This is a genomic window from Kocuria sp. LUK, assembly GCF_021012935.1.
Lineage (GTDB): Bacteria > Actinomycetota > Actinomycetes > Actinomycetales > Micrococcaceae > Kocuria > Kocuria flava.
Genome location: NZ_JAJMZI010000002.1, coordinates 336716 through 357036, shown reverse-complemented (window position 1 = coordinate 357036; position 20321 = coordinate 336716). Strand labels below are relative to the sequence as shown.

The 20321-nt window shown below is 76.6% G+C and carries 19 protein-coding genes; 8 read left to right on the top strand and 11 right to left on the bottom strand.

The features are described from left to right. Positions 1 to 431: 431 nt before the first annotated feature. From LQU92_RS04420 to LQU92_RS04395, 6 genes are all read right to left on the bottom strand, one after another. Entirely contained in the window at positions 432 to 737 is a 306-nt protein-coding gene (locus tag LQU92_RS04420) for an antitoxin (RefSeq protein WP_230777663.1), read from the bottom strand. A 107-nt stretch (positions 738 to 844) separates the two neighbouring features. After that, the gene (locus tag LQU92_RS04415) at positions 845 to 2221 is read right to left on the bottom strand and encodes an FAD-binding oxidoreductase (RefSeq protein ID WP_230778692.1); all 1377 of its coding nucleotides are present in this window, start codon (positions 2219 to 2221) and stop codon (positions 845 to 847) included. 269 nt (positions 2222 to 2490) lie between these two features. After that, positions 2491 to 4032, bottom strand: coding sequence for a gluconokinase (locus tag LQU92_RS15215; protein ID WP_230777662.1), 1542 nt, complete (start codon positions 4030 to 4032; stop codon positions 2491 to 2493). After that, positions 4029 to 5051, bottom strand: a complete 1023-nt coding sequence (locus LQU92_RS04405) for a zinc-binding dehydrogenase (RefSeq protein WP_230777660.1) — start codon at positions 5049 to 5051, stop codon at positions 4029 to 4031. Before LQU92_RS04405 ends, LQU92_RS15215 begins: the two co-directional genes overlap by 4 nt. 42 nt (positions 5052 to 5093) lie before the next feature. After that, positions 5094 to 5870, bottom strand: coding sequence for a glucose 1-dehydrogenase (locus tag LQU92_RS04400; RefSeq protein ID WP_101851161.1), 777 nt, complete (start codon positions 5868 to 5870; stop codon positions 5094 to 5096). Further along, positions 5870 to 7249 carry a GntP family permease gene (locus LQU92_RS04395; protein ID WP_230777658.1) on the bottom strand — a complete coding sequence of 460 codons (1380 nt, stop codon included), beginning with the start codon at positions 7247 to 7249 and terminating at the stop codon, positions 5870 to 5872. The genes LQU92_RS04400 and LQU92_RS04395 overlap by 1 nt, the downstream gene beginning before the upstream one ends. 138 nt (positions 7250 to 7387) lie before the next feature. Between LQU92_RS04395 and LQU92_RS04390 the strand changes: the two genes are divergently transcribed. From LQU92_RS04390 to LQU92_RS04380, 3 genes are all read left to right on the top strand, one after another. Then, on the top strand, positions 7388 to 8095 hold the full coding sequence (locus LQU92_RS04390; protein WP_230777655.1) for a FadR/GntR family transcriptional regulator: 708 nt from the start codon (positions 7388 to 7390) through the stop codon (positions 8093 to 8095). A 148-nt stretch (positions 8096 to 8243) separates the two neighbouring features. Further along, complete coding sequence (locus LQU92_RS04385; protein ID WP_101851164.1) at positions 8244 to 8447, top strand: antitoxin; 204 nt, start codon at positions 8244 to 8246, stop codon at positions 8445 to 8447. A gap of 107 nt (positions 8448 to 8554) precedes the next feature. Beyond that, the gene (locus LQU92_RS04380) at positions 8555 to 10027 is read left to right on the top strand and encodes an amino acid permease (protein ID WP_230777652.1); all 1473 of its coding nucleotides are present in this window, start codon (positions 8555 to 8557) and stop codon (positions 10025 to 10027) included. A gap of 83 nt (positions 10028 to 10110) precedes the next feature. On the opposite strand, the gene LQU92_RS04375 is transcribed toward LQU92_RS04380, so the two are convergent. From LQU92_RS04375 to LQU92_RS04365, 3 genes are all read right to left on the bottom strand, one after another. Beyond that, positions 10111 to 10608 (bottom strand): hypothetical protein, encoded by a 498-nt coding sequence (locus LQU92_RS04375; protein WP_143709852.1) that lies wholly within the window; start codon positions 10606 to 10608, stop codon positions 10111 to 10113. A 195-nt stretch (positions 10609 to 10803) separates the two neighbouring features. Beyond that, positions 10804 to 12009: an MFS transporter gene (locus tag LQU92_RS04370; RefSeq protein WP_230777648.1), complete on the bottom strand. Its 1206-nt coding sequence runs from the start codon at positions 12007 to 12009 to the stop codon at positions 10804 to 10806. A gap of 165 nt (positions 12010 to 12174) precedes the next feature. After that, a complete protein-coding gene (locus LQU92_RS04365) occupies positions 12175 to 13068 on the bottom strand; it encodes an amidohydrolase family protein (RefSeq protein ID WP_230777645.1) in 894 nt (297 codons plus the stop codon). Positions 13069 to 13177: 109 nt separating this feature from the next. On the opposite strand from LQU92_RS04365, the gene LQU92_RS04360 reads away from it, so the two are divergent. Then, positions 13178 to 13912, top strand: a complete 735-nt coding sequence (locus LQU92_RS04360; protein ID WP_230777642.1) for a trimeric intracellular cation channel family protein — start codon at positions 13178 to 13180, stop codon at positions 13910 to 13912. Here LQU92_RS04360 and LQU92_RS04355 read toward each other — a convergent pair. Together LQU92_RS04355 and LQU92_RS04350 are read right to left on the bottom strand one after the other, a co-directional pair. Further along, on the bottom strand, positions 13904 to 14731 hold the full coding sequence (locus LQU92_RS04355; RefSeq protein ID WP_230777639.1) for a Mut7-C ubiquitin/RNAse domain-containing protein: 828 nt from the start codon (positions 14729 to 14731) through the stop codon (positions 13904 to 13906). The two genes, LQU92_RS04360 and LQU92_RS04355, sit on opposite strands and share 9 nt — an antisense overlap. Beyond that, positions 14728 to 15411 (bottom strand): haloacid dehalogenase type II, encoded by a 684-nt coding sequence (locus LQU92_RS04350; RefSeq protein WP_101851170.1) that lies wholly within the window; start codon positions 15409 to 15411, stop codon positions 14728 to 14730. Before LQU92_RS04350 ends, LQU92_RS04355 begins: the two co-directional genes overlap by 4 nt. Positions 15412 to 15710: 299 nt before the next feature. Here LQU92_RS04350 and LQU92_RS04345 point away from each other — a divergent pair, with 299 nt between their 5' ends. The 4 genes from LQU92_RS04345 to LQU92_RS04330 all read left to right on the top strand — a co-directional run bounded on the left by LQU92_RS04345 (position 15711) and on the right by LQU92_RS04330 (position 20273). Then, positions 15711 to 16016, top strand: coding sequence for a DUF4193 domain-containing protein (locus LQU92_RS04345; RefSeq protein ID WP_112254616.1), 306 nt, complete (start codon positions 15711 to 15713; stop codon positions 16014 to 16016). A gap of 158 nt (positions 16017 to 16174) precedes the next feature. Next, positions 16175 to 16876 carry a response regulator transcription factor gene (locus tag LQU92_RS04340; protein WP_101851172.1) on the top strand — a complete coding sequence of 234 codons (702 nt, stop codon included), beginning with the start codon at positions 16175 to 16177 and terminating at the stop codon, positions 16874 to 16876. Beyond that, positions 16873 to 18084: a HAMP domain-containing sensor histidine kinase gene (locus LQU92_RS04335; protein WP_230777636.1), complete on the top strand. Its 1212-nt coding sequence runs from the start codon at positions 16873 to 16875 to the stop codon at positions 18082 to 18084. Before LQU92_RS04340 ends, LQU92_RS04335 begins: the two co-directional genes overlap by 4 nt. A gap of 170 nt (positions 18085 to 18254) precedes the next feature. Beyond that, a complete protein-coding gene (locus LQU92_RS04330; RefSeq protein WP_230778689.1) occupies positions 18255 to 20273 on the top strand; it encodes a copper-translocating P-type ATPase in 2019 nt (672 codons plus the stop codon). The last annotated feature ends 48 nt before the right edge of the window (positions 20274 to 20321 follow it).

The following is a 20321-nucleotide window of genomic DNA, read 5'->3' as shown; positions in this document are numbered from 1 at the left end:
GTCCATTGCGCCGGCGCCCGGGGCCGGGAGGATGGGAGGGACCGCCTCCCCCCGGCGGTCGCCCCGGCGCCCGCCCCCGGCGCCGGCTCCCCGCGCCCGCTCCCCCGGCGGCCGCGGCCCCGTTCGCGCCCGACGGTGCTCGAGCCCCCGGAGAAGAGCAGGCATGGTCGTCGTCGTCCTCGTTCCCGCCCTCGTCGTCGCCGCCGCCACCGCGGCGGGACTGACCCTGCTGGTGGCACGCGCCGTGAGCGGCGCCCTGCGCCGCCGGGCCGCCCGCCGGGCGGGCCCGGACCGCCCCGTCTCCGCCGCGGTCGCCGCCTCGAGGGCCCGCACGGCCGCGGCCGTGCGGGCCCTGAGCACGCCGGCGGCCCGGCCGGCGGGTCCGGCCGGGCCGCACGGATCCCGCCCCGGCGGGGCGGGCGGCACGGCGCTCAGGGGCGCGGCGGCTCCTGCGGGCCCCGGCCGTGCGGGTCCTCGCGGGGCGGCTGCCCGTCCGGGCCGGCCTCCCCGGGCCGCACGGACCCGGGTGCGGACCCGTCCCCGGGCCGCGGTCCCGTCCCGGGGCCTCCGCCGAGGAGGTCGCGGGCCTTCTGCTGGGCGCTGTCCACGTGGCGCTCGTACTTGCGCCCCGTCCGCCGGTCGACGAGGTTCCCGGCCCGGTCGATGACCTTGCCGACCTTGTCGGGGTTGCGCCGGGCGTAGTCCTTCGCCTTGTTCACGAGGCCCTTGAGGTCCACGGTCGTGTCTCCTTCCGGTGTGTCCCGCCCGCGCTGCCCGCGGACGGCCCGGTCCCATCATGCCGGGCGCGGGCAGCGCGGGACAGGCCGGGGCCCGGCGGGCGGGCTCAGCGGACCTGGCCGACGACGTGCTGGAAGCGCAGCAGGTTCTGCGGGTCGTAGACGGCCTTGGCGCGCACGAGCCGCGCGTAGACCTCCTCGGACCAGGCCCGGGCCCGCTCCGACTCCCCGCCGGGCATCCCGTGCAGGTTCACGAAGGCCCGCCCGGTGCTCCAGGGGGCCAGGGCCCGCAGGATCGCCGCGAGGGCGGGCGGGGTGCGCTCGGCCACCCCCGGGGAGAGCCGGCCGATCAGCTCGAGGAAGAACGCGGCGTCCCGGCCGGTCACGGCGTCGTCCCGCGCGCCCGGCCCGGCCAGTGCCCCGCCCATGAGGCGGATCCCGACCTCGGGCAGGGGGCACTGCGTGCCGGGGCCGGCGTGCTGGAGCAGCGCCGCGAGCGCCGCGGCGTCGAAGTCCCGCAGGAACTCCCCGGTGAGCACGTACAGGCCCGGCTGGGTGGCGTCGAGGTGGACGCGGTCGATCCGGCGGTAGTCCAGCGGCGCGACCGTGTCCAGCAGCGGCCGGCCGGTCGAGCGCATCGGCTCGAGCGCGCGCCGGCCCTCCTCGGGGTCCCCGACCCAGCAGAAGCGCAGGTGCACGACCTGCCGGCGGGCCACCCGGGGGTCCACCTCCGCGGAGCGGGGCATCCAGCGCAGCGCCACGGACGTGCTCGCGGCCGCGGGCAGCCCCGGGGCCCACCGGCTGAACGCGGCCAGCACCTCCTGGGCGTCCTCCCCCGGCCAGAAGACGCCGCCGCCCAGCAGCGGCCCCAGCGGGAACAGCTCCAGGGTCATGGTCGTGACGATGCCCAGGTTGCCCTTCCCGCCCAGCAGCAGCGCGAACAGCTCGGGCTCGTGCTCGGCGTCCACCGCGCGCAGCCGGCCGTCGGGGGTGACGACCTCGAGGGCGCGCACCCAGTCGGCGGCGAAGCCGAAGACCCGGCCCAGCACGGGCAGCCCGCCGCCGAGCGTGTACCCGACGGCTCCCGCGTGGGTCGAGGAGCCGTTGAGCACCCCGAGCCCGTGGGGGGCGATGGCGTCGATCACCGACCCCCAGCGCACGCCCGCCCCGATCCGGGCGCACCGGCGGACCGGGTCCACCACGAGCTCCTGCATCCGGCGGGTGGTCAGCAGCAGCCCGCCCTCCATCGGCAGGTCCGCCCCGTGGCCGGTGGCCTGCACGCCGACGGGCTCGTCGTGGGCGGCCGCCCACTGCACGGCGGTGATGACGTCCCCGGTGTCGTCGGCGCCGACCACGAGGTCGGGGCGGTGGACGGCGGCGAGGTTGAAGCCGGCGACCTCCTCGGCGAAGCCGGGGTCGCCGGGCAGCAGGACGGGCCCGCAGATCTGCGGGACGAGCTCGGCCACGTCGGTCCGTGTGAACACCGCGCGCCCCCTCGGCGCCGTCGACGGTCGTGGTGCCGCGCGGATCGCGGTCCCGCGCGGAAGGCTGGGTCCAGGGTACGGCCGTCGCGCCCGTCCGAGGGGGCGCCCGGCGGATCGATACCGGTTCGGGACCCGCGGGGCCGCAGGCGACGACGCGGGCCGCGGGCCGGACCGTCCGGGCCCACCGTCCGGGCCGGGACGGCGCAGGGCCTTCCGGTGCGGGCCGGGACGGCGCGGGGCCACCGTCCGGGCCGGGGCGGCCCGGGGGCTCAGCGCTCCAGCGGCAGGCGGTCCGCGAGGTCGCGCAGCGCGGTGAAGGACGGGGCCAGGGCGTCGTGCAGGCCGTCGAAGACCGGGCGCAGGGCGGCGTGGACGGCGGCGTCGTGCGGGTCCGGGGCCACGGTCTCGGCCACGGTCACGAGGTCGGCGGCGACGTCCACCGAGGGGACCAGGCCCAGGGCCTGCATCCCGAGCAGGGCCGCGCCGAAGCCGGAGCCGTCGTGGCCGGGGGCGAAGGAGATCTCCGTGCCGAGGACGTCGGCGAGCAGCCGTCGCCACAGGGGGCTGCGGGCGAACCCGCCCGTGGCGCGGATCTCGGTGACGGGCAGCCCGGCCTCGCGCATCGAGCCGAGGACGAGGGCCAGCTGCTGGCAGACCCCCTCGAGGGCCGCGCGCACGAGGTGCTCCCGACGGTGGGCGCGCGTCAGCCCGACATATGCCCCACGCGGAATGGAAGTCCAGCGGGGCGCCCGCTCCCCCAGCAGGGCGGGGAGCATGAGCAGCCCGCCGGAACCGGCCGGGACGCGGGCGGCCAGGGCCAGCAGCTCCTCCTCGGGCTCGTCGCCGAGGTCGGGGGCCAGGGCGTCGCCGGCCCAGCCGAGCACCACGCCGCCGTTGTTGATCGCCCCGCCCACGACCCAGCGCCCGGGCACGAGGGCGTAGCAGAACACGCGCCCGCGGGGGTCGACCACGGGGCGGTCGACGACCACCCGCAGGGCCCCGCTCGTGCCGATCGAGCACGCGGCGACACCCGGGCGCACCGCCCCCAGGCCGAGGTTGGCCAGCGGCCCGTCGCTGGCGCCGACGACGACGGGGGTCGCCGCCGGCAGCCCGGTCGCCGCGGCCGCCTCGGCGGTCAGGCCCGGCAGGACGTGGGTGGTGGCCACGAGGCGGGGCAGCCGGTCCGGGCCGAGGCCGGCGAGGTCCAGGGCCTCGGCGTCCCAGTCCAGGGTGCTCAGCTCCAGCAGCCCGGTCGCCGAGGCCACGGAGTGGTCGGTCACGAGCTGGCCGCACAGCCGCAGCAGCACCCACTCCTTGATCCCGGCCCATGCGGCGACCCGGGCGCACAGGGCGGGCTCCTCCTCCCGGAACCACACGAGCTTCACCAGCGGGGACATCGGGTGCACGGGGGTGCCGGTGCGCCGGTGCAGCGCCAGGCCGCCGGGCGCGGCGCGCAGGCGCTCGGCCTGGGCGCCCGCGCGGGCGTCGGCCCAGGTGATCAGCCCGGTCAGCGGTTCCCCCGCGGCCGAGAGCCCGAGCAGGCTGTGCATCGCGGCGCTGAAGGACAGCCCGGCCACCCGCGCGGGGCCGACCTCGGCGGCGACCCGGCGCACCGTGGTGAGCACCGCCTGGAGGATCCGCCGGGGGTCCTGCTCCTCCCGGCCGGGCGCGGGCGTCTCGAGGGGGTAGCCGGCGGAGGCGCAGGCCAGCTGGTCGCCGGCCGGGGTGAAGGCCACGGCCTTGGTGGCCGTGGTGCCGATGTCGACGCCGACGACGACCGGTCCGGCCGCCCCGGCGCGCGGGTCCGTCACCGGGCGCCGCCGGGGCGCAGGGACACGAGGACCTTGCCGGAGGCGGCCGAGTCGCGGGCGGCCTCGAAGGCCGCCACGGCCTGCCCGGCCGGGAGCACGTGGGTGACGACGCCCTCGATCTCCGGGCGGCGGGCGAGCAGCTCGAGCGCCTCGCCGATCTCGTCGTCGAAGCGGAAGCTCCCGCGCAGCTGCAGCTCCTTGGACACCAGCGGGGCGAGGTTCACCGGGCGGGGCTCCCCCGGGACCATGCCGACCTGGACGACCACGGCGGCCCGGCGCGCGCCCACGAGCGCCGCGCTCACGGCCGCGGGCACCCCGGAGCACTCCAGGACCACGTCGAAGGACAGGGGCGGGACCTCCTCGGCGCCCACGCGCACGGTGCCGTGCACCCCCAGCGCGCGGGCCCGCTCGAGCGGGCCCGCGCGCACGTCGGTGGCCACGACCTCGGCCGCGCCCCGGGCCAGCGCCGCGGCGGCGGCGAGCAGCCCGATGGGCCCGGACCCGGAGACGAGCACCCGGCGCCCGGCCACGTCCCCGGCCACCGTGAGGGCGTGCAGCGCCACGGCCAGGGGCTCGGCGAGCGCGGCGGCGCGCAGCCCCAGGCCCGCCGGCAGCACCCGGACCATGTCGCGGCGCACCACGAGGTGCTCGCTCATCCCGCCCTGGGTGTGCGGGTCCGTCGAGGCGCTGCCCAGGTAGGCCCCGCCGGGCCACAGGTGCCGGCGGTCCAGGATGCCGGGCTCGGGGGTGCCGAAGGTGGCGGGGTGGACGGTCACGGGCGTGCCGGGGGCGAGCTCCCCGGACGGGTCGAGGTCCACGGTCCCGGAGACCTCGTGGCCGGGCACGAGGGGCTCGCGCACGGCGTACTCGCCGTTGGCGCCCTCGTAGTAGTAGTGCAGGTCGGACCCGCACACCCCGGCGTAGGCGATCCGCAGGCGCACCTGCCCCTCGCCGGGCTCGGGGACGGGGCGGTCCTCGACCCGCAGGTCGAGCTTCCCGTGGATGACGACGGCCTGCATGGGGACTCCTCCTGGGGGTGGGGGCGGCGGGGACGGACGGGCTCAGACGACGGCGGTCATCCCGCCGTCCACGAGGACGTTCTGCCCCGAGACGAAGCTCGAGGCGTCGGAGCACAGCCACACGAGGGTGCCGACGAGCTCGTCGACCCGGCCCCAGCGCTGGGCGGGGGTGCGCTGGGCGACCCAGGCGCTGAACTGCTCGTCGGCCACGAGGGCCTGGTTCATCTCGGTGGCGAAGTAGCCGGGCGAGATCGCGTTGACCTGCACGTTGTGGCGGGCGAGGTCGGCGGCCATGCCCTTGGTGAGCATCACGAGCCCGCCCTTGGTGGCCGAGTAGGGGGCGATCGTCTGCCGGGCCAGCACGGACTGCACGGAGCCGACGTTGACGATCTTCCCCGAGCCGCGCTCCTGCATGCCCGGGGCCAGCGCCCGGGAGACGTGGAACGCGCTGGAGAGGTTCGCCGCGACGATCTCGTCCCAGTCCTCGGCGGAGAACTCGCTGAACGGCGCCCGGCGCTGGATGCCGGCGTTGTTGACGAGGATCTCGGGCACGCCGTGGGCGTCGACCAGGGCCGCGAGCGCCTCCCGCACCGCGGCGGCGTCGGTGACGTCGAAGCGCACCACGAGCGGGTCGGTGCCCGTGGCGGCCGCGATCTGCGCCCGGGCCGCCTCCAGGGCCTCCCGGTCGCGGCCGTGGAGCACCACGCGCGCGCCCGCCTGCGCCAGGCCCTCGGCGAGGACCCGGCCGAGTCCGCGGGAGGAGCCCGTGACCAGGGCCAGGCGGCCGGTGAGGTCGAACAGCTGCGCGACGGGGCGCATCAGGCGACCCAGAAGACGACGAGGACGATCAGGAAGCCGAGCACGGACTCGAGGGCCTGCTGGACGGTCCAGGTCTTCAGGGTGGTCTTGACGTCCATGCCCATGAGCCGGCCGACCAGCCAGAAGCCGGAGTCGTTGACGTGGCCGGCGAACACGGAGCCGGCGGCGGTGGCCAGCACGATCGCCGCGACCTCCACGGAGCCGAACCCGCCCGCGGCCACGGCCGGGGCCATCAGCCCGGCGGCGGTCACGAGGGCCACGGTCGCGGAGCCCTGGGCCAGGCGCAGGACGACGGCGATGAGGTAGGCGGCGAAGATGACGGGCAGCCCGATGCCGTCCAGCGACGAGGCCAGGGCGTCGCCGATGCCGGAGGCGCGCAGGATGCCGCCGAACATGCCGCCGGCGCCGGTGATGAGGATGACGGAGGCGACCGGGCCCAGGGAGGAGTCGACGACCTTCTCGAGCGCGGTGCCGTGCTCGCCGCGCCGGGTGCCGAGCACGAACAGGGCCACGAGCACCGAGATCAGCAGCGCGACCGGGGACTCGCCCAGCGCGGAGAGCAGCTGGAACCACGAGGTGTCCTCGGAGACCGTGCCGGCGGCGCGCAGGAAGTCGAGGCCGGTGTTCATGAAGATCAGCACGAGCGGCAGCAGCAGCAGGGCCACGATGGTGCCGACCTTCGGCGGGTCGGCGGGCTGGTCGGGGTCGACCTCGCCGAAGAACCCGGGGACGGGCAGGACGTACTTGGTGCCCACGCGCTTGCCCCACAGGTACGCGGAGAGGTACCAGAGCGGGAAGGCCAGGAGCAGGCCGATCAGCAGGACCGTGCCGAGGTCGGCGCCGTAGAGCTCGGTGGCGGCCACGGGGCCCGGGTGCGGCGGGACGAAGACGTGCATGACCGAGAACGCACCGGCGGCGGGGATGCCGTAGAGCAGCACGTTGTTGCCGCTGACCCGGCGGGCGACGGCGAAGATGATCGGCAGCATCACGACCAGGCCGGCGTCGAAGAAGATCGGGAAGCCCATGATCAGCGAGGCGATGCCGAGGCCGAAGGGCGCCCGCTTCTCCCCGAAGATCTCCACGAGCCTGTCGGCGAGCACCCGGGCGCCGCCGCTGTGCTCGACGAGCTTGCCGAGCATCGCGCCGAGGCCGATCAGCAGGGCGACCGAGCCGAGCGTGCCGCCGAAGGCCTCGACCGCGGTGTCCACGATCATGCCCGTCGGGATGCCCGTGGCGAAGGCGGTCAGCAGGGCGACCACGATCAGGGTGAGGAAGGCGTGCAGCTTGAACCTGATCACCAGGACCAGGATCAGCGCGATGGCGGCCGCCGCGATGCCCAGCAGGGGCGCGGTGCCGAGGGTCTGTGTCCAGTCGTCCACTGAGCATCTCCGTTGATCTCGTGCCCGGATCGGGCGGTGAGGCGTCGTCGTGATCCACGACACGCGCTAGGCTGGCAGAAAGATCATACTTTTGGCAACCGGCGGCAAGGACTTGCCCCGGCCACGGACGGAGGGCCCATGCACGGCGTGGAGCTGCACGGCGCGGTCCTGGACCGGCTCGGGGAGTCCATCGCCTCCGGGACCCGCCCGCCGGGCACGGTCCTGACCCTGGCCGGGCTCGAGGAGGAGCTCGGCGCCTCCCGCACGCTCGTGCGCGAGGTCGTGCGCGTGCTCGAGTCGATGGGACTGGTCGAGTCCCGGCGCCGGGTGGGCGTCACGGTCCTGCCCCCGGAGTCCTGGAACCCGTTCGACCCCCGGCTGATCCGGTGGCGGCTGGGCGGGCCGGGGCGGGCCGCCCAGCTGCTGGACCTGACCGAGCTGCGCTCGGCCATCGAGCCCGTGGCCGCCCGGCTGGCGGCCGTGCGCGCCGGCGACGACGAGCGGGCCCGCCTGGCCGGTCTCGCCGCCCGGCTGCGGGAGCTCGGGGAGGCCGGGCGGGGCACGGACCCGGAGTACCTGGCGGTCGACACCGCCTACCACCGCCTGCTGCTCGAGGCCAGCGGCAACCCCATGCTCGCCGCGCTGCGGGACGTGGTGGCCGAGGTGCTCTCGGGCCGCACGAGCCTGGGCCTGATGCCGGCGGACCCGGAGCCCGCCGCCCTGGCCCACCACGAGGCCACCGCCGCCGCCGTGCTCGCCGGGGACCCCGCGGCGGCCGAGGAGCACGCCCGGGCCGTCGTCTCGGAGGTGCTCGGGGGCGTCCAGCCGCCCCCGCACGGGCGCTGAACGGCCGGGCCGCACCGGAGCGGGCGGTGTGCGCGGCGGGCGAACACCGCGCGGCGGGGTGGCCAGGGGCGGGTGCACACGGCACGATGGGGAGGGTCCGAGCCGGGCGGCGCAGGCCCCCGGCCACCGAACGACGGAAGGACCGACCATGGTTGACATCGGAGGATTCGCGGACAAGGCCAAGGACTTCGCCGGGCAGCACCCGGACCAGGTCCAGCAGGGCATCGACAAGGCCGGCGACACGGTCGACGAGCGCACCGGCGGGCAGCACGCCGAGCACGTCGACACCGCCCAGGAGAAGGCCGGGGACTTCCTCACCGGCGGCCAGGACGAGGGCGGCGAGCAGCAGTGAGCCCGTGCCGCCGCGGGGTCCCGGCCCCGCGGCGGCACCCCTCGCCCACCCCTCCGGTGTGACCTGGATTTCACTCCCGTGTGATCCGGGTGACACCATGGGGGTCCATGAGTGAAACCCTCCTGACGCAGGAGCGCGGCACCACCCCCGCCGCGGCTCCCGCCCCCGACGGGACGCCCGATCCGGCGTCCGCCCAGCACCTCAAGCCCCGCCACCTCGTGATGATGGCCCTGGGCTCCGCCATCGGCACGGGCCTGTTCGTGGGCACCGGCTCCGCGATCGCCCTCGCCGGGCCCGCCGTGCTGATCTCCTTCCTCGTCGCCTGCGTGGTGCTCGTTCTCGTCATGCGGGCCATGGGCGAGATGGCCGCCGCCGACCCCGCCCGCGGGGCGTTCTCCGTCTACGCCGAGAAGGCCCTGGGCCGCACGGCCGGACAGACCCTCGGGTGGCTGTGGTGGGCGCAGCTGGTCGTGGTCATCGCCGCCGAGGCCACCGCCGCCGCCCAGATCCTCAGCGAGCTGTGGCCCGTCCTGCCGCAGTGGTCGCTGGCCCTCGCCTTCATGGTCGTCTTCACCGCGCTGAACCTCGTCAGCGTCCGCGCGCTCGGGGAGTCCGAGTTCTGGTTCGCGCTGCTGAAGGTCGGCGCGGTCGTGGCGTTCCTGCTCGTGGGCGCCGCGCTGCTGTTGGGCCTGCTGCCGAGCCCCTCGCCCGGGCTCGCCAACCTCACCGCCCACGGCGGGTTCATGCCCACCGGGGTGACCGGCGTGGCGGCCGCGCTGCTCGTCGTCGTCTTCGCCTTCGGCGGCACCGAGCTCGTCACCGTGGCCGCGGCCGAGACCCGCGACCCGCAGCGCAACGTGGCCCGGGCGATCCGCACCATCGTGGTGCGCGTGCTCGTCTTCTACGTCGGCTCGGTGGCCCTCATGGTCCTGATCCTGCCGTGGAACACCGAGAGCCTGTCCTCGAGCCCGTTCGTGGCGGTGCTCTCCGTGGCCGGGCTGCCCGGGGCGCAGGCCGTGATGGCGGTCGTGATCGCCCTGGCCCTACTCTCGGCGCTCAACGCCAACCTCTACGGCGCCTCCCGCATGCTCCACTCCCTGGCCGACCGCGGCTGCGCCCCGCGCCGGTTCGTGCGGCTCAGCGGCTCCGGGGTGCCCGTCCCGGCGGTGGTCGCCTCGGTGCTCTTCGGCTTCGTGGCCGTGGTGCTCAACTACCTCTGGCCGGAGGCCGTGCTCGGGTTCCTGCTCAACACCATCGGCTCGACCGTGCTCGTGGTGTGGGCCCTCTCCCTGGTCTCCCAGATCGTCCTGCGCCGCCGCGCCGACCGGGAGGGCCGGGAGCTGCCGCTGCGGATGTGGGGCTTCCCCTACCTGTCCTGGCTGGCGCTGGCCCTCGTGGGCGGGATCCTCGTGCTGGGCTGGTTCGACCCCGTCGTGCGCACGCAGCTGGTGCTCACCGGCGGGCTCGTCGCCCTGATCGCGGTGCTGTGCGCGGTGCTCGGGCGCCGGGCCCGGCCCGCCGAGCAGGCCGGCGCGGCCGCCGGGTCCCCGGCGCCCGCCGCCGACAAGCCCGGGGCCTGAGCGGGTCCTCCGTCCGCCCCGCCGGGCGGAGGACCCGGCCGCCGCCCCGGTCCCCGCCGGGGCGGCGGCCCTGCTCCCCGGTACTACTCCCCGGTCCCCGCCGTGGCGTCCGCGTCCTCCTCCGCGGCCTCGTCGGCGGTGCCGTCCGTGGTCCCGTCGGCGGACCCGTCCGCGTCCCCGACCTCGATGACGATCAGCGGCAGGTTCGTGCCGGGACCGCAGACGACCTGGTCCTGGCACTCCTGGATGAAGCCCGAGACCACCGCCTCGCCCGGCTGGAAGGCCATGTTGTAGGCGACGGCCTGGTAGGTCAGCTCGATCTGCCCGCCCTCGCAGGTCCACTGCTCGAAGTCGCTGCCGTTGGCGATCCGCCCGTCGGAGACGGCCTGGGTGACGCTCAGGGAGACGAACACGTTCGTCCCCTCCGTGCAGGTGACGGTGTAGGTGCCCTCGACGGCGGCGCCGTCGGCGATGCGCGTCGCGTCGCTGATGTCGGAGAGCTCCATCGCGGCGCTCGCCGGGGCGGCCGCGGCGAGGCCGAGCCCCGTGGCGAGAAGGGCTGCGGTGGCTGCTCTGCGCATGGTCTTCATGGTCCTGGTCCCATCCCTCGTGAAGGAGCCGGGGAACCGGGGGAACCGGTGGCGCCCGGCACGACACGCTCAACGTATCGGCAGGTCAGGGGCGGGTGGACCCCATGACGCGAACATTTCTCGCCCCCGCCCGGATGTGCTTCGGCGAATCCCCGGCGGGGCGCCGGAGGACCGGCGGGGAGGGCCTCAGCGGCGCCCGTCGAGGACCCGGTCGCGGCCCGCGAACCAGGCCGTGACGCACAGTCCGGCCATGGCGGCGGCGACCAGCAGCAGCGGCCCCCGCCACGACCCGGTGAGGTCGTAGAGCGCGCCCACCGCGCCCGGGGCGAGCGCGGCCAGGGCGTAGCCGACCGACTGCGCCATCCCGGACAGCGCCGCGGCCTGGGCGGGGTCGCTCGAGCGCAGGCTGAACAGGGACAGCGCGATCACGATCAGCGCCCCGCACGAGACCGCGCCCACGAGCACCCACAGCAGCATCAGCCCGGGCGCCAGGGCCAGGCCCGTGTAGGCGACGGCCGCCAGGACGGCGGCGCCGACGGCGACCGGGCGCTGGTCGGCGAAGCGCTCCATCAGCGCCCCGGTGGCCAGGGACGCGAGCACCCCGCTCATCAGGAACAGCCCCATGTGGGCCCCGGCGGCCGCGGCGGGGACCCCGTGGCTGCGCTCGATGCTCGGCAGCCACGCCATGAACACGTAGAAGGCCACCGACTGCAGGCCCATGAACCCGGTGACCTGCCACCCCAGCGCGGAGCCCCACGGCGAGCGGGCCGGGACGGCGCGGGCGGGGCGCCGGACCGGGGCCTCCGGCGCCCGCCGCAGCCACGGGGCGAGCACGGCCAGGGCGATCAGGCCGACGCCGGCCCACACGCCCAGGGCCAGCCGCCACCCCGCCGGGGAGGCGGCGGCCACGGGCACCACGAGGGCCGAGCCGGCGGCGGCGGCCGCGCTCTGGATCGCGCTGTAGAGACCGGTGACCTGGCTGACCCGCTGGGGGAACTCGCGCTTGACCAGCGAGGGCAGGAGCACGTTGAGGAAGGCGATGCCCACGCCGATCGCTGCGGTGCCCAGCCACACGGCGGCCTCGGCCGGCGCGGAGCGGCCGAGGATCCCGGCGGTGAGCAGCAGCAGCGACAGCCACAGCGCCCGGTCGAGCCCGGCCCGTGCGGCCAGGGCGGGGGCGACCGGGGAGAACAGTGCGAACATCGCCAGCGGCAACCCGGTGAGCAGGCCCGCCTGCCCGGCGGTCAGTCCGAGGTCGCCGCTGATCTCGCCGAGCAGCGGGCCCACCGTCACGAACCCGACGCGCAGGTTCACGGCGATCAGCACGACCCCCAGGAAGCCCGCGCCGAGGCGCACGCCCACGTCCTCGGTCCTCGACGCGCTGCTGAGCACGGGCATCCTCCTCGGGACGGGCCGGGCACGGCGGCGGCCCCGGGGAGGCGGCGGCCGGTGCGGCGGCGGTGGCGCGGCCCCGCAGGACTGCGGGGCCGCTCCCTCGGACCCTAGTGCGGGCGGGGGCCGCGGGCCAGCACCGGAGCCCCCGGGTGCGGTCGGCGGCTACCGGGCGGGCAGGCCGAGCAGCCGGGCCCCGTTGTCCCACAGCACCGCGCGCAGCCACTCCTCGCCCAGGTCCAGCCGGGCGAGGGCCTCGAGCTGGTGGGCGTAGGGGTAGGGGATGTTGGGGAAGTCGGAGCCGAGCACGATCTTCTCCCGCAGCCCGGCCAGGCGCTCGCGGAACCCGTCGGGCAGGGGCGCGAAGGCCTCGGTGAAGTCGGTGCCGGCCATGGTGGTGTCCAGGTGCACGCGGTCGAACTCCTCGGCGAGGTCCGCGAACGCGTGGTACTCCGGCATGCCCAGGTGGGCGACCACCAGGACGAGCCCGGGGTGGGCCTCCAGCAGCCGGCGCACGGGGCCGGGTCCGGTGAAGGCCCCCGGCCGCGGCCCGGACCCGGCGTGCATCACGACCGGGGTGCCGGCCTCGGTGAGCGCCGCCCAGGCGTCGTCGAGCAGCGGGTCGTCGGGGGCGAAGCCGCCGACCTGGACGTGGGTCTTCACCAGCCGGGCGCCCTCGGCGAGGGCCCGGCGCACGTAGTCCCCGGCCCCGGGCTCGGGGTAGAGCGTCGCGCAGTGCACGGCGTCGGGGACCCGGCGGGCGAACCCGGCGCTCCAGTCGTTGAGCCACTCGGCCATCCCGGGGCGGTGCGGGTAGGACAGGGCTGGGACCGCCCGCAGGCCGAGGGCCCGCAGGGTCGCCAGCCGGGTCCGCTCGTCGGTGCGGTAGGTGATCGGCCACGGCCGCCCGTAGTGCTCCTCGGCCCGGTCGAAGAACGCCCACACCTTGCGCAGCACCCGGTCGGGCATGAAGTGCACGTGGATGTCGGCGAGTCCGGGCAGCCCGAGGTCCCGGACCCAGCCGGGCACCTCCTCGTCCGTACGCGGTGCGGCGGTCATCGTCCCGTCCCCTCTCCTGCTCGGGCCCGCGGGCCGCGGTCCCGGGGCCCACGCTAGCGGCCGGGGCGGTGCTAGCCTCGAGCGACGCCGTTCCCCGGACGAGGTGATCGTGGAGAATCTGGACCCCCGCGTGCTGTTCGACGTCGTCGACCTGCTCGGCGTCCTCGCCAACGGCGTGCTCGGCGGGGCCGTGGCCCGGCAGATGCGCATGGACCTGGTCGGGTTCGTGGTCCTGGCGGTCGTCTCCGGCCTGGGCGGGGGCATGCTGCGCGACACGCTGCTGCAGGTGGGCTTCCCCGTCGCGCTGACGAACTCGGCCTACCTGAGCACCGCGATCGCGGGTGCCGTGATCGCCTTCTTCCTGCAGCTGCGGGGCCGGTGGACCAACCGCGTCCTCGTGGTCGCGGACGCGCTCGCCCTGGGCTGCTGGGCGGCCACCGGGACCTCGAAGGCCCTCGGTGCGGGCCTGGGCTGGCTGCCGTCGATCATGATCGGCGTGGTCACGGCGGTGGGCGGGGGCATGATCCGCGACATCGCGGTGGGGCGGGTGCCCCTGATCTTCGGGGGCAACACGCTCTACGCGACCGGTGCCGTGGTCGGCAGCCTGCAGATGGCGGTGCTCCACGAGGCCGGCAGGCCCAACTGGGGCATGGCGGCCTCGATCCTCACGGCGGCCACCCTCACCGTGCTCGCCCGCCGCCGCGGCTGGCGCCTGCCCGGGGCCGGGGAGTGGAACGTGCGCCTGCCGGGCCCGCGGGAGTGGCCCCGTCCCCGGCTGCTGCGCCGCCCGCGGCGCCGGGACCGGGACCGGGACCGGGAGCAGGGACCGGAGCCCTCAGGCTGAGGGTCCGCCCGCTCCGCGCTCCCCCGCTCCGTTCCCGGGGCGGGCGGCGTCCCGGGCGCGGGCCACGAGGGCGTCGAGGCGCCGGGCGTGGGCGCCCCGCCAGTAGACCTGCCCGCAGCCGGTGCACCGGCGGAATGCGGTGTGGGCGGCCAGCGCCCGGGGCGGGACCCGGTCGGCGACCTCGTGCGGGTCCGCCGCGACCAGTGCCGCCCCGCAGCGCGGACACCGGGTCCACGGCGCCAGGGGCGGGGCGAAGCGCCCGAGGACGTCGTCGAGCTGCTCGTCCGGCGCCCGGCCGCGCACCAGCGCCCCCTCGGGCACGGCGCCGCGGTGGAGCAGCCCCCGGTCCTGGGTCAGCAGCACCCGCCCCTCCCGCAGGGCCCGGGCCACGAGCTCGGCGTCCTCGGCCTCCGGCTCCCACGCGGCGTCGAGGCCGAGCAGGCGCAGGCGCCGGGCCAGGGCGCCCAGGTGGACGTCGAGCAGGAAGCGCGGCGGGGAGGAGCGGGTGGACTGGGGCCGGGGCCGGGGCCCGACCGTGAGCACCGGCGCCGCACCGCCGGGCGGGACCCCGGCCGTGGGCCGCCGGTCGAGATCGGCGGGCCGGCCGTCGAGGTGCACGGGGCCGATCTCGGTGGGCGGCAGCCCGACCGCGCGCACGACGTGCCCCACCGTGTCGGTCGCCGGGACGGGGAGGCCGAACCGCGGCCGGCGGTGTCGCGGCGCCAGCAGGAACCACAGCGCGGGGTCGACCTCGAGCACGAGCTGCGGCACGGCGCCCGGCGGGCCCGGGTCCTGCGCCCCGGGGCCGGACGGGCTCACGGCCGGGCCGGCAGCTCCGCGAGCCGGGCGGCGAGCGCGGGCAGGTCGGGGACCTCCAGGTCGGGCCCGTCGAAGTAGCCGGGGTACTGGGCCCCGGTGCGGTTGAGCCAGGCGGTGCGCAGCCCGGCCCGGCGGGCGCCGTGGACGTCCCAGGGGTGGACGGCCACGAGCAGCATCCGGCCGGCGGGAACCCCGCACTCGGCGGAGGCGTAGGCGTAGGCGGCGCGGGCGGGCTTCCACGCCGGGGCGTCGTCCACGCTGAGCAGGGTGCGGAAGTGCTCCCGCAGCCCCGCCCGGGTCAGCAGGGACTCCGCGACCCGCGCGGAGCCGTTGCTGAGGGTGACCAGCTGCGTCAGGCGGGCGAGCTCCGGCACGCCCGGGCGCACGTCGGGGTGCACGTCGAGGCCCTTGAACGCGGCGATGATCGAGCCGGTCGCGCCGTCGGCGATCGGGCCCCCGGCCTCGGCCAGCAGCCGGCCCAGGCTGTCCTGGGCGATCTCGGCGAAGGCCGCGTTGCCGCCGGCGGCCGTGATCGCGAAGCCGTCGCGCAGGATGCCCGCGAACCAGGTGCGCGCCAGGTGGGCCGGGGCCCCGGCCGCGGCGAACGCCTCCCCCAGGGGCGTCAGGTCCGAGAGGGTCTCGTTGACGTCGAAGACGATCACGTCGGGTCTGGTCGTCACGGTCCACCTCGCACTTCCCGCTGCCGGTCCTGGTCGTGTCCCGCCCCCGCGCCCGCGCGGACCCGCTTGTCCGCGGGGGCCGCGCCCGGTACGGTCGGGGGCCGACGTGCCGAGCCTACGGCCCGGCGGCCCAGGACCCAACAGTCCGAAGGGGATCGTTGCGGCCCGGGCCGGCTCCGCGGGAACACGTTCCGCCCTCCCCCGGTTGTGCGGGGGACCAACCGGGAGGACACCGTCCCGCACCCGTCCGGGACGGCACCCCGTCCGGACCAGCACCCCGTCCGAAGGAGGACCCACCCATGGCCACCGACTACGACGCCCCGAAGGTCAGCGTCGAGGAAGAGCCCGCCAACGAGTCCCTCGAGGCGATCCGCGCCCAGCGCAGCGAGACCGCCCAGACCCCGACCCTCGACATGGAGGACAGCGACACCGCCGAGGGCATCGACCTGCCCGGCGCCGACCTCTCCCACGAGGAGCTGCGGATCCAGGTCGTGCCGGAGCAGGAGGACGAGTTCACCTGCATGTCCTGCTTCCTGGTCCGCCACCGCAGCCAGCTCGCGCGCGAGAAGGACGGGGCCGCGTACTGCATCGAGTGCGAGGGCTGAACCCCGCCTGACCCGCGGCCTCCGGCGACCGGCCCGCAGCGGGCAGATCCCCCTCACCGCCGCGGCGGGCACGGGCCCGCGTGAAGATTCGGCGAAGATCGGCCGGTGCACCGGCTCCGGGCGCCTCCGCCGCGGCCGCACGGGAGGACACTGGGGGCATGAGTCCCGGCCCCGAACCGGCGACCGGCCGGGTGCTGGTCGTCGACGACGAGAAGCCCCTCGCCCGCATGGTCGCCGCCTACCTCGCCCGCGCCGGCCACGACGTCGCCGTCGTGCACACCGGGCCCGAGGCGGTCGAGGCCGCGCGCCTGCGGGCCCCCGACGTCGTGGTCCTCGACCTCGGGCTGCCGGGGCTCGACGGCATCGAGGTCTGCCGCCGCGTCCGGCGCTTCTCCTCCTGCTACGTGCTGATGCTCACCGCCCGCGGCGACGAGGACGACGTCCTGGCCGGCCTCGACGCCGGCGCCGACGACTACGTCGTGAAGCCCTTCAGCGTCCGTGAGCTCGTCGCCCGCGTCGCGGCGGTGCTGCGCCGTCCCCGCACCGCGCTGCCCGCCGCGGCAGCCGTGCGGACGGTCGGCGGCGTCGTCGTCGACCTCGGCGCCCGCGAGGCCCGCGTGGACGGGGACCCCGTCGCCCTGACCCCCACCGAGTTCGACCTCCTGGCCGCCCTGACCGCCGAGCCGCACCGGGCGCTGAGCCGCCGGCACCTCATCGACGCCGTGTGGGGCCCGTCCTGGGTCGGCGACGAGCGGCTCGTGGACGTCCACATCGCCCACCTGCGCCGCAAGCTCGGCGGCGCCCCGGCCGCCGTGGTCGAGACGGTCCGGGGCATCGGCTACCGGATGGCGGTCCGGTGAGCCCCCGGCGCGAGCGGGGCCTGGCCCTGCGCTTCCTCGGCGCCCAGCTGCTGGTCGTCGCGGCGAGCCTCGCCGCCGCCGCCACGGCCGCCGCGGTCGCGGGCCCCCCGATCTTCCACGAGCACCTCGTCATGGCCGGCCACGCCGAGAGCTCCCCGGAGCTGCTCCACGTCGAGCAGGCCTACCGGGACACCGGCCTGCTCACCCTCGGGGTCGCCCTCGGCACCGCCCTGGTCTGCGCGCTCGCGGTGAGCGCATGGTCCTCCCGCCGGCTGCGCGGCCCCCTGGAGCGGCTGACCGAGGCGGCCCGGGGCGTCTCCCGCGGACGCTACGACGCCCGGGTCCCGGCCATGGGCGCCGGCGCCGAGGTGGACGCCCTCACCGGGGCCTTCAACACGATGGCGGAGCGCCTCGAGCACACCGAGGAGACCCGGCGGCGGATGCTCTCGGACCTCGCCCACGAGATGCGCACCCCTGTCTCGGTGCTCACGGTCTACGTGGAGGGCCTCCAGGACGGGGTCGTGCCCTGGGACGAGGAGACGGGCGCGGTCCTGACCGACCAGCTGGAACGGCTCACCCGCCTGGTCGAGGACATCCACGACGTCTCGCGCGCCGAGGAGGGACGGATCGAGCTCGACCGCACCGAGCAGTCCCTGGACGACCTCGCCCGCGCGGGCGCCGACGCCCACCGCGAGGCCTTCGCCGCCAAGGGCGTGGAGCTCGTGGTGGAGGCCGGGCCGCGGACCGTGGCCCGGGTGGACCGGCAGCGCACGGGCCAGGTGCTGGGCAACCTGCTGACCAACGCCCTGCGGCACACCCCGCCCGGCGGCACCGTGACCGTGCGGGCCGCCCCCGACGGCCCGGAGCGCGCCGTCCTGACCGTGGCCGACACCGGCGAGGGCATCGCCGCCGACCGGCTGCCCCACGTCTTCGAGCGCTTCTGGCGCGGGGACTCCGCCCGCGACCGCGACCACGGCGGCTCGGGGATCGGGCTCACCATCGCCCGCGCCCTGGTCGAGGCCCACGGCGGCACCCTCACGGCCGCCTCCCCCGGCCCGGGGCGGGGCGCGGTCTTCACCGCGGTGCTGCCGCGCGGGTGCACGGGCCCTCCCGACCCGGCGGCGGACGGCACCGGCACCCCCTTGCCAGATACCCCTGGGGGGTATATACCCGGGAGGGGTACACAGGACGCCGATCGCACGCCGTGATCCGGCCCGAGGAGCACACCATGACCACCCACCACGACCCCGGTACGGCCACCGGGCACGAGGACACCGGGGCCCACGGACAGGCCATGCCGCACGCCCACGCCCACTCGGCGGTGGACGAGGACCACCAGGTCCACGCCCACGGGCAGCACGCCGGGCACTCCACGGCGATGTTCAGGAACAGGTTCTGGCTCTGCCTGGTCCTGACGCTCCCAGTGCTGCTCTTCTCGCCGATGTTCGCGCACCTGCTGGGCTACCACGTCCCCCGGTTCCCGGGCTCTGCCTGGATTCCCCCGGTGCTGGGCACCGTCGTCTACCTCTGGGGCGGAGCGCCGTTCCTGCGCGGCGGGCTGACCGAGCTGCGCGCCAAGCAGCCGGGGATGATGCTGCTGATCGCCATGGCCATCACCGTGGCCTTTCTCGCCTCCTGGACCACCACGCTGGGGATCGGCGGCTTCGAGCTGGACTTCTGGTGGGAGCTGGTCCTGCTGGTGGTGATCATGCTGCTGGGCCACTGGATGGAGATGCGCGCCCTGGGCGCGGCCTCGAGCGCCCTGGACGCCCTGGCGGCCCTGCTGCCCGACGAGGCCGAGAAGGTCCTCGACGGGGACACCGTCATCGTGGCCGTGGCCGAGCTGGCCGTCGGTGACGTCGTGCTGGTCCGATCCGGGGCCCGGGTGCCGGCCGACGGGGTGATCACCGCCGGCACCGCGGAGTTCGACGAGTCGATGATCACCGGGGAGTCCAAGGCCGTCCCCCGGGGCGTGGGCGAGACGGTGGTGGCCGGGACCGTGGCCACCGACAACACCGTACGCGTGCGGGTCGAGGCGGTGGGGGCCGACACCACCCTGGCCGGGATCCAGCGGATGGTCGCCGCCGCCCAGGAGTCCTCCTCCCGCGCCCAGGCCCTGGCCGACCGGGCGGCCGCGCTGCTGTTCTGGTTCGCCCTGTCCGCCGGCCTCCTCACCGCCGTCGCCTGGACGCTCCTGGGCTCCCCGGACGACGCGGTGATCCGCACCGTGACCGTGCTGGTCATCGCCTGCCCGCACGCCCTGGGCCTGGCGATCCCGCTGGTCATCGCGCTCTCCACCGAACGTGCCGCGAAGGCCGGGGTCCTGATCAAGGACCGGATGGCGCTGGAGCGGATGCGCACCATCGACGTCGTCCTCTTCGACAAGACCGGCACCCTCACCGCCGGCGCCCACGCCGTCACCGGCGCCGCGCCCGTGCCGGGGGTCTCCGAGGGCGAGCTGCTGGCCCTGGCAGCGGCCGCCGAGGCCGACAGCGAGCACCCCGTGGCCCGCGCCGTCGTCGCCGCCGCCGCCGCGCACCCCGGCGCCTCGGAGAGGCGGCTGCGCGGCACCGGCTTCCGGGCCGCCACCGGCCGGGGGGTGCGCGCGCAGGTCGACGGCGCCGAGGTCGCCGTGGGCGGGCCGAACCTGCTCCGGGAGCTCGGCCTGGGAAGCCCCGCCGCGATCGCCGCGTCCACCCGGTCCTGGGCCGAGCGCGGCGCCGGTGTCCTCCACGTCCTGCGCGACGGACACGTCATCGGCGCCCTGGCCCTCGAGGACGCGGTCCGCCCCGAGTCCCGCGCCGCCGTGCGGGCGCTGCAGGAGCGCGGCGTGCGCGTCGCCATGATCACCGGCGACGCCCGGCAGGTCGCCGAGGCCGTGGGCGCCGACCTCGGCATCGACGAGGTCTTCGCGGAGGTCCTGCCCCAGGACAAGGACTTGAAGGTCGCCGAGCTGCAGGCGCGTGGACGCACGGTCGCGATGGTCGGCGACGGCGTCAACGACGCCCCGGCGCTGGCCCGCGCCGAGGTCGGCATCGCCATCGGCGCCGGCACCGACGTGGCCATGGAGTCCGCCGGGGTCGTGCTGGCCGGCAACGACCCCCGGACCGTGCTGTCGATGATCGACCTCTCCCGGGCCGGCTACCGCAAGATGCTCCAGAACCTGGTCTGGGCGGCGGGCTACAACGTGGTCGCCGTCCCCCTCGCCGCCGGCGTCCTGGCCCCGGCCGGGATCGTGCTCTCCCCCGCGGTCGGCGCGGTGCTGATGTCGGCCTCGACCATCGTGGTGGCCCTCAACGCCCAGCTGCTGCGCCGCCTCGACCTCGATCCCGCGCGGCTGGCCACCACCGGGGCCGGGGAGCCCCGGCCCGCCGAGCGCCCGGCCGCGGCGTCGTGAGGCACACCGGCGGGGCGCCGCCGTGACGCCGCGGAAAGCCCCCGATCC

What these genes read in the sequence shown, in the direction of transcription:
- LQU92_RS04405 (WP_230777660.1), bottom strand. Translation starts at nt 5,051, where the DNA reads ATGCAGGCCGTCGTCATCCACGGGAAGCTCGACCTGCGGGTCGAGGAC.
- LQU92_RS04400 (WP_101851161.1), bottom strand. Translation starts at nt 5,870, where the DNA reads ATGCGCCCCGTCGCGCAGCTGTTCGACCTCACCGGCCGCCTGGCCCTG.
- LQU92_RS04390 (WP_230777655.1), top strand. Translation starts at nt 7,388, where the DNA reads ATGCACGGCGTGGAGCTGCACGGCGCGGTCCTGGACCGGCTCGGGGAG.
- LQU92_RS04385 (WP_101851164.1), top strand. Translation starts at nt 8,244, where the DNA reads ATGGTTGACATCGGAGGATTCGCGGACAAGGCCAAGGACTTCGCCGGG.
- LQU92_RS04380 (WP_230777652.1), top strand. Translation starts at nt 8,555, where the DNA reads ATGAGTGAAACCCTCCTGACGCAGGAGCGCGGCACCACCCCCGCCGCG.
- LQU92_RS04375 (WP_143709852.1), bottom strand. Translation starts at nt 10,608, where the DNA reads ATGCGCAGAGCAGCCACCGCAGCCCTTCTCGCCACGGGGCTCGGCCTC.
- LQU92_RS04365 (WP_230777645.1), bottom strand. Translation starts at nt 13,068, where the DNA reads ATGACCGCCGCACCGCGTACGGACGAGGAGGTGCCCGGCTGGGTCCGG.
- LQU92_RS04345 (WP_112254616.1), top strand. Translation starts at nt 15,711, where the DNA reads ATGGCCACCGACTACGACGCCCCGAAGGTCAGCGTCGAGGAAGAGCCC.
- LQU92_RS04340 (WP_101851172.1), top strand. Translation starts at nt 16,175, where the DNA reads ATGAGTCCCGGCCCCGAACCGGCGACCGGCCGGGTGCTGGTCGTCGAC.
- LQU92_RS04330 (WP_230778689.1), top strand. Translation starts at nt 18,255, where the DNA reads ATGTTCAGGAACAGGTTCTGGCTCTGCCTGGTCCTGACGCTCCCAGTG.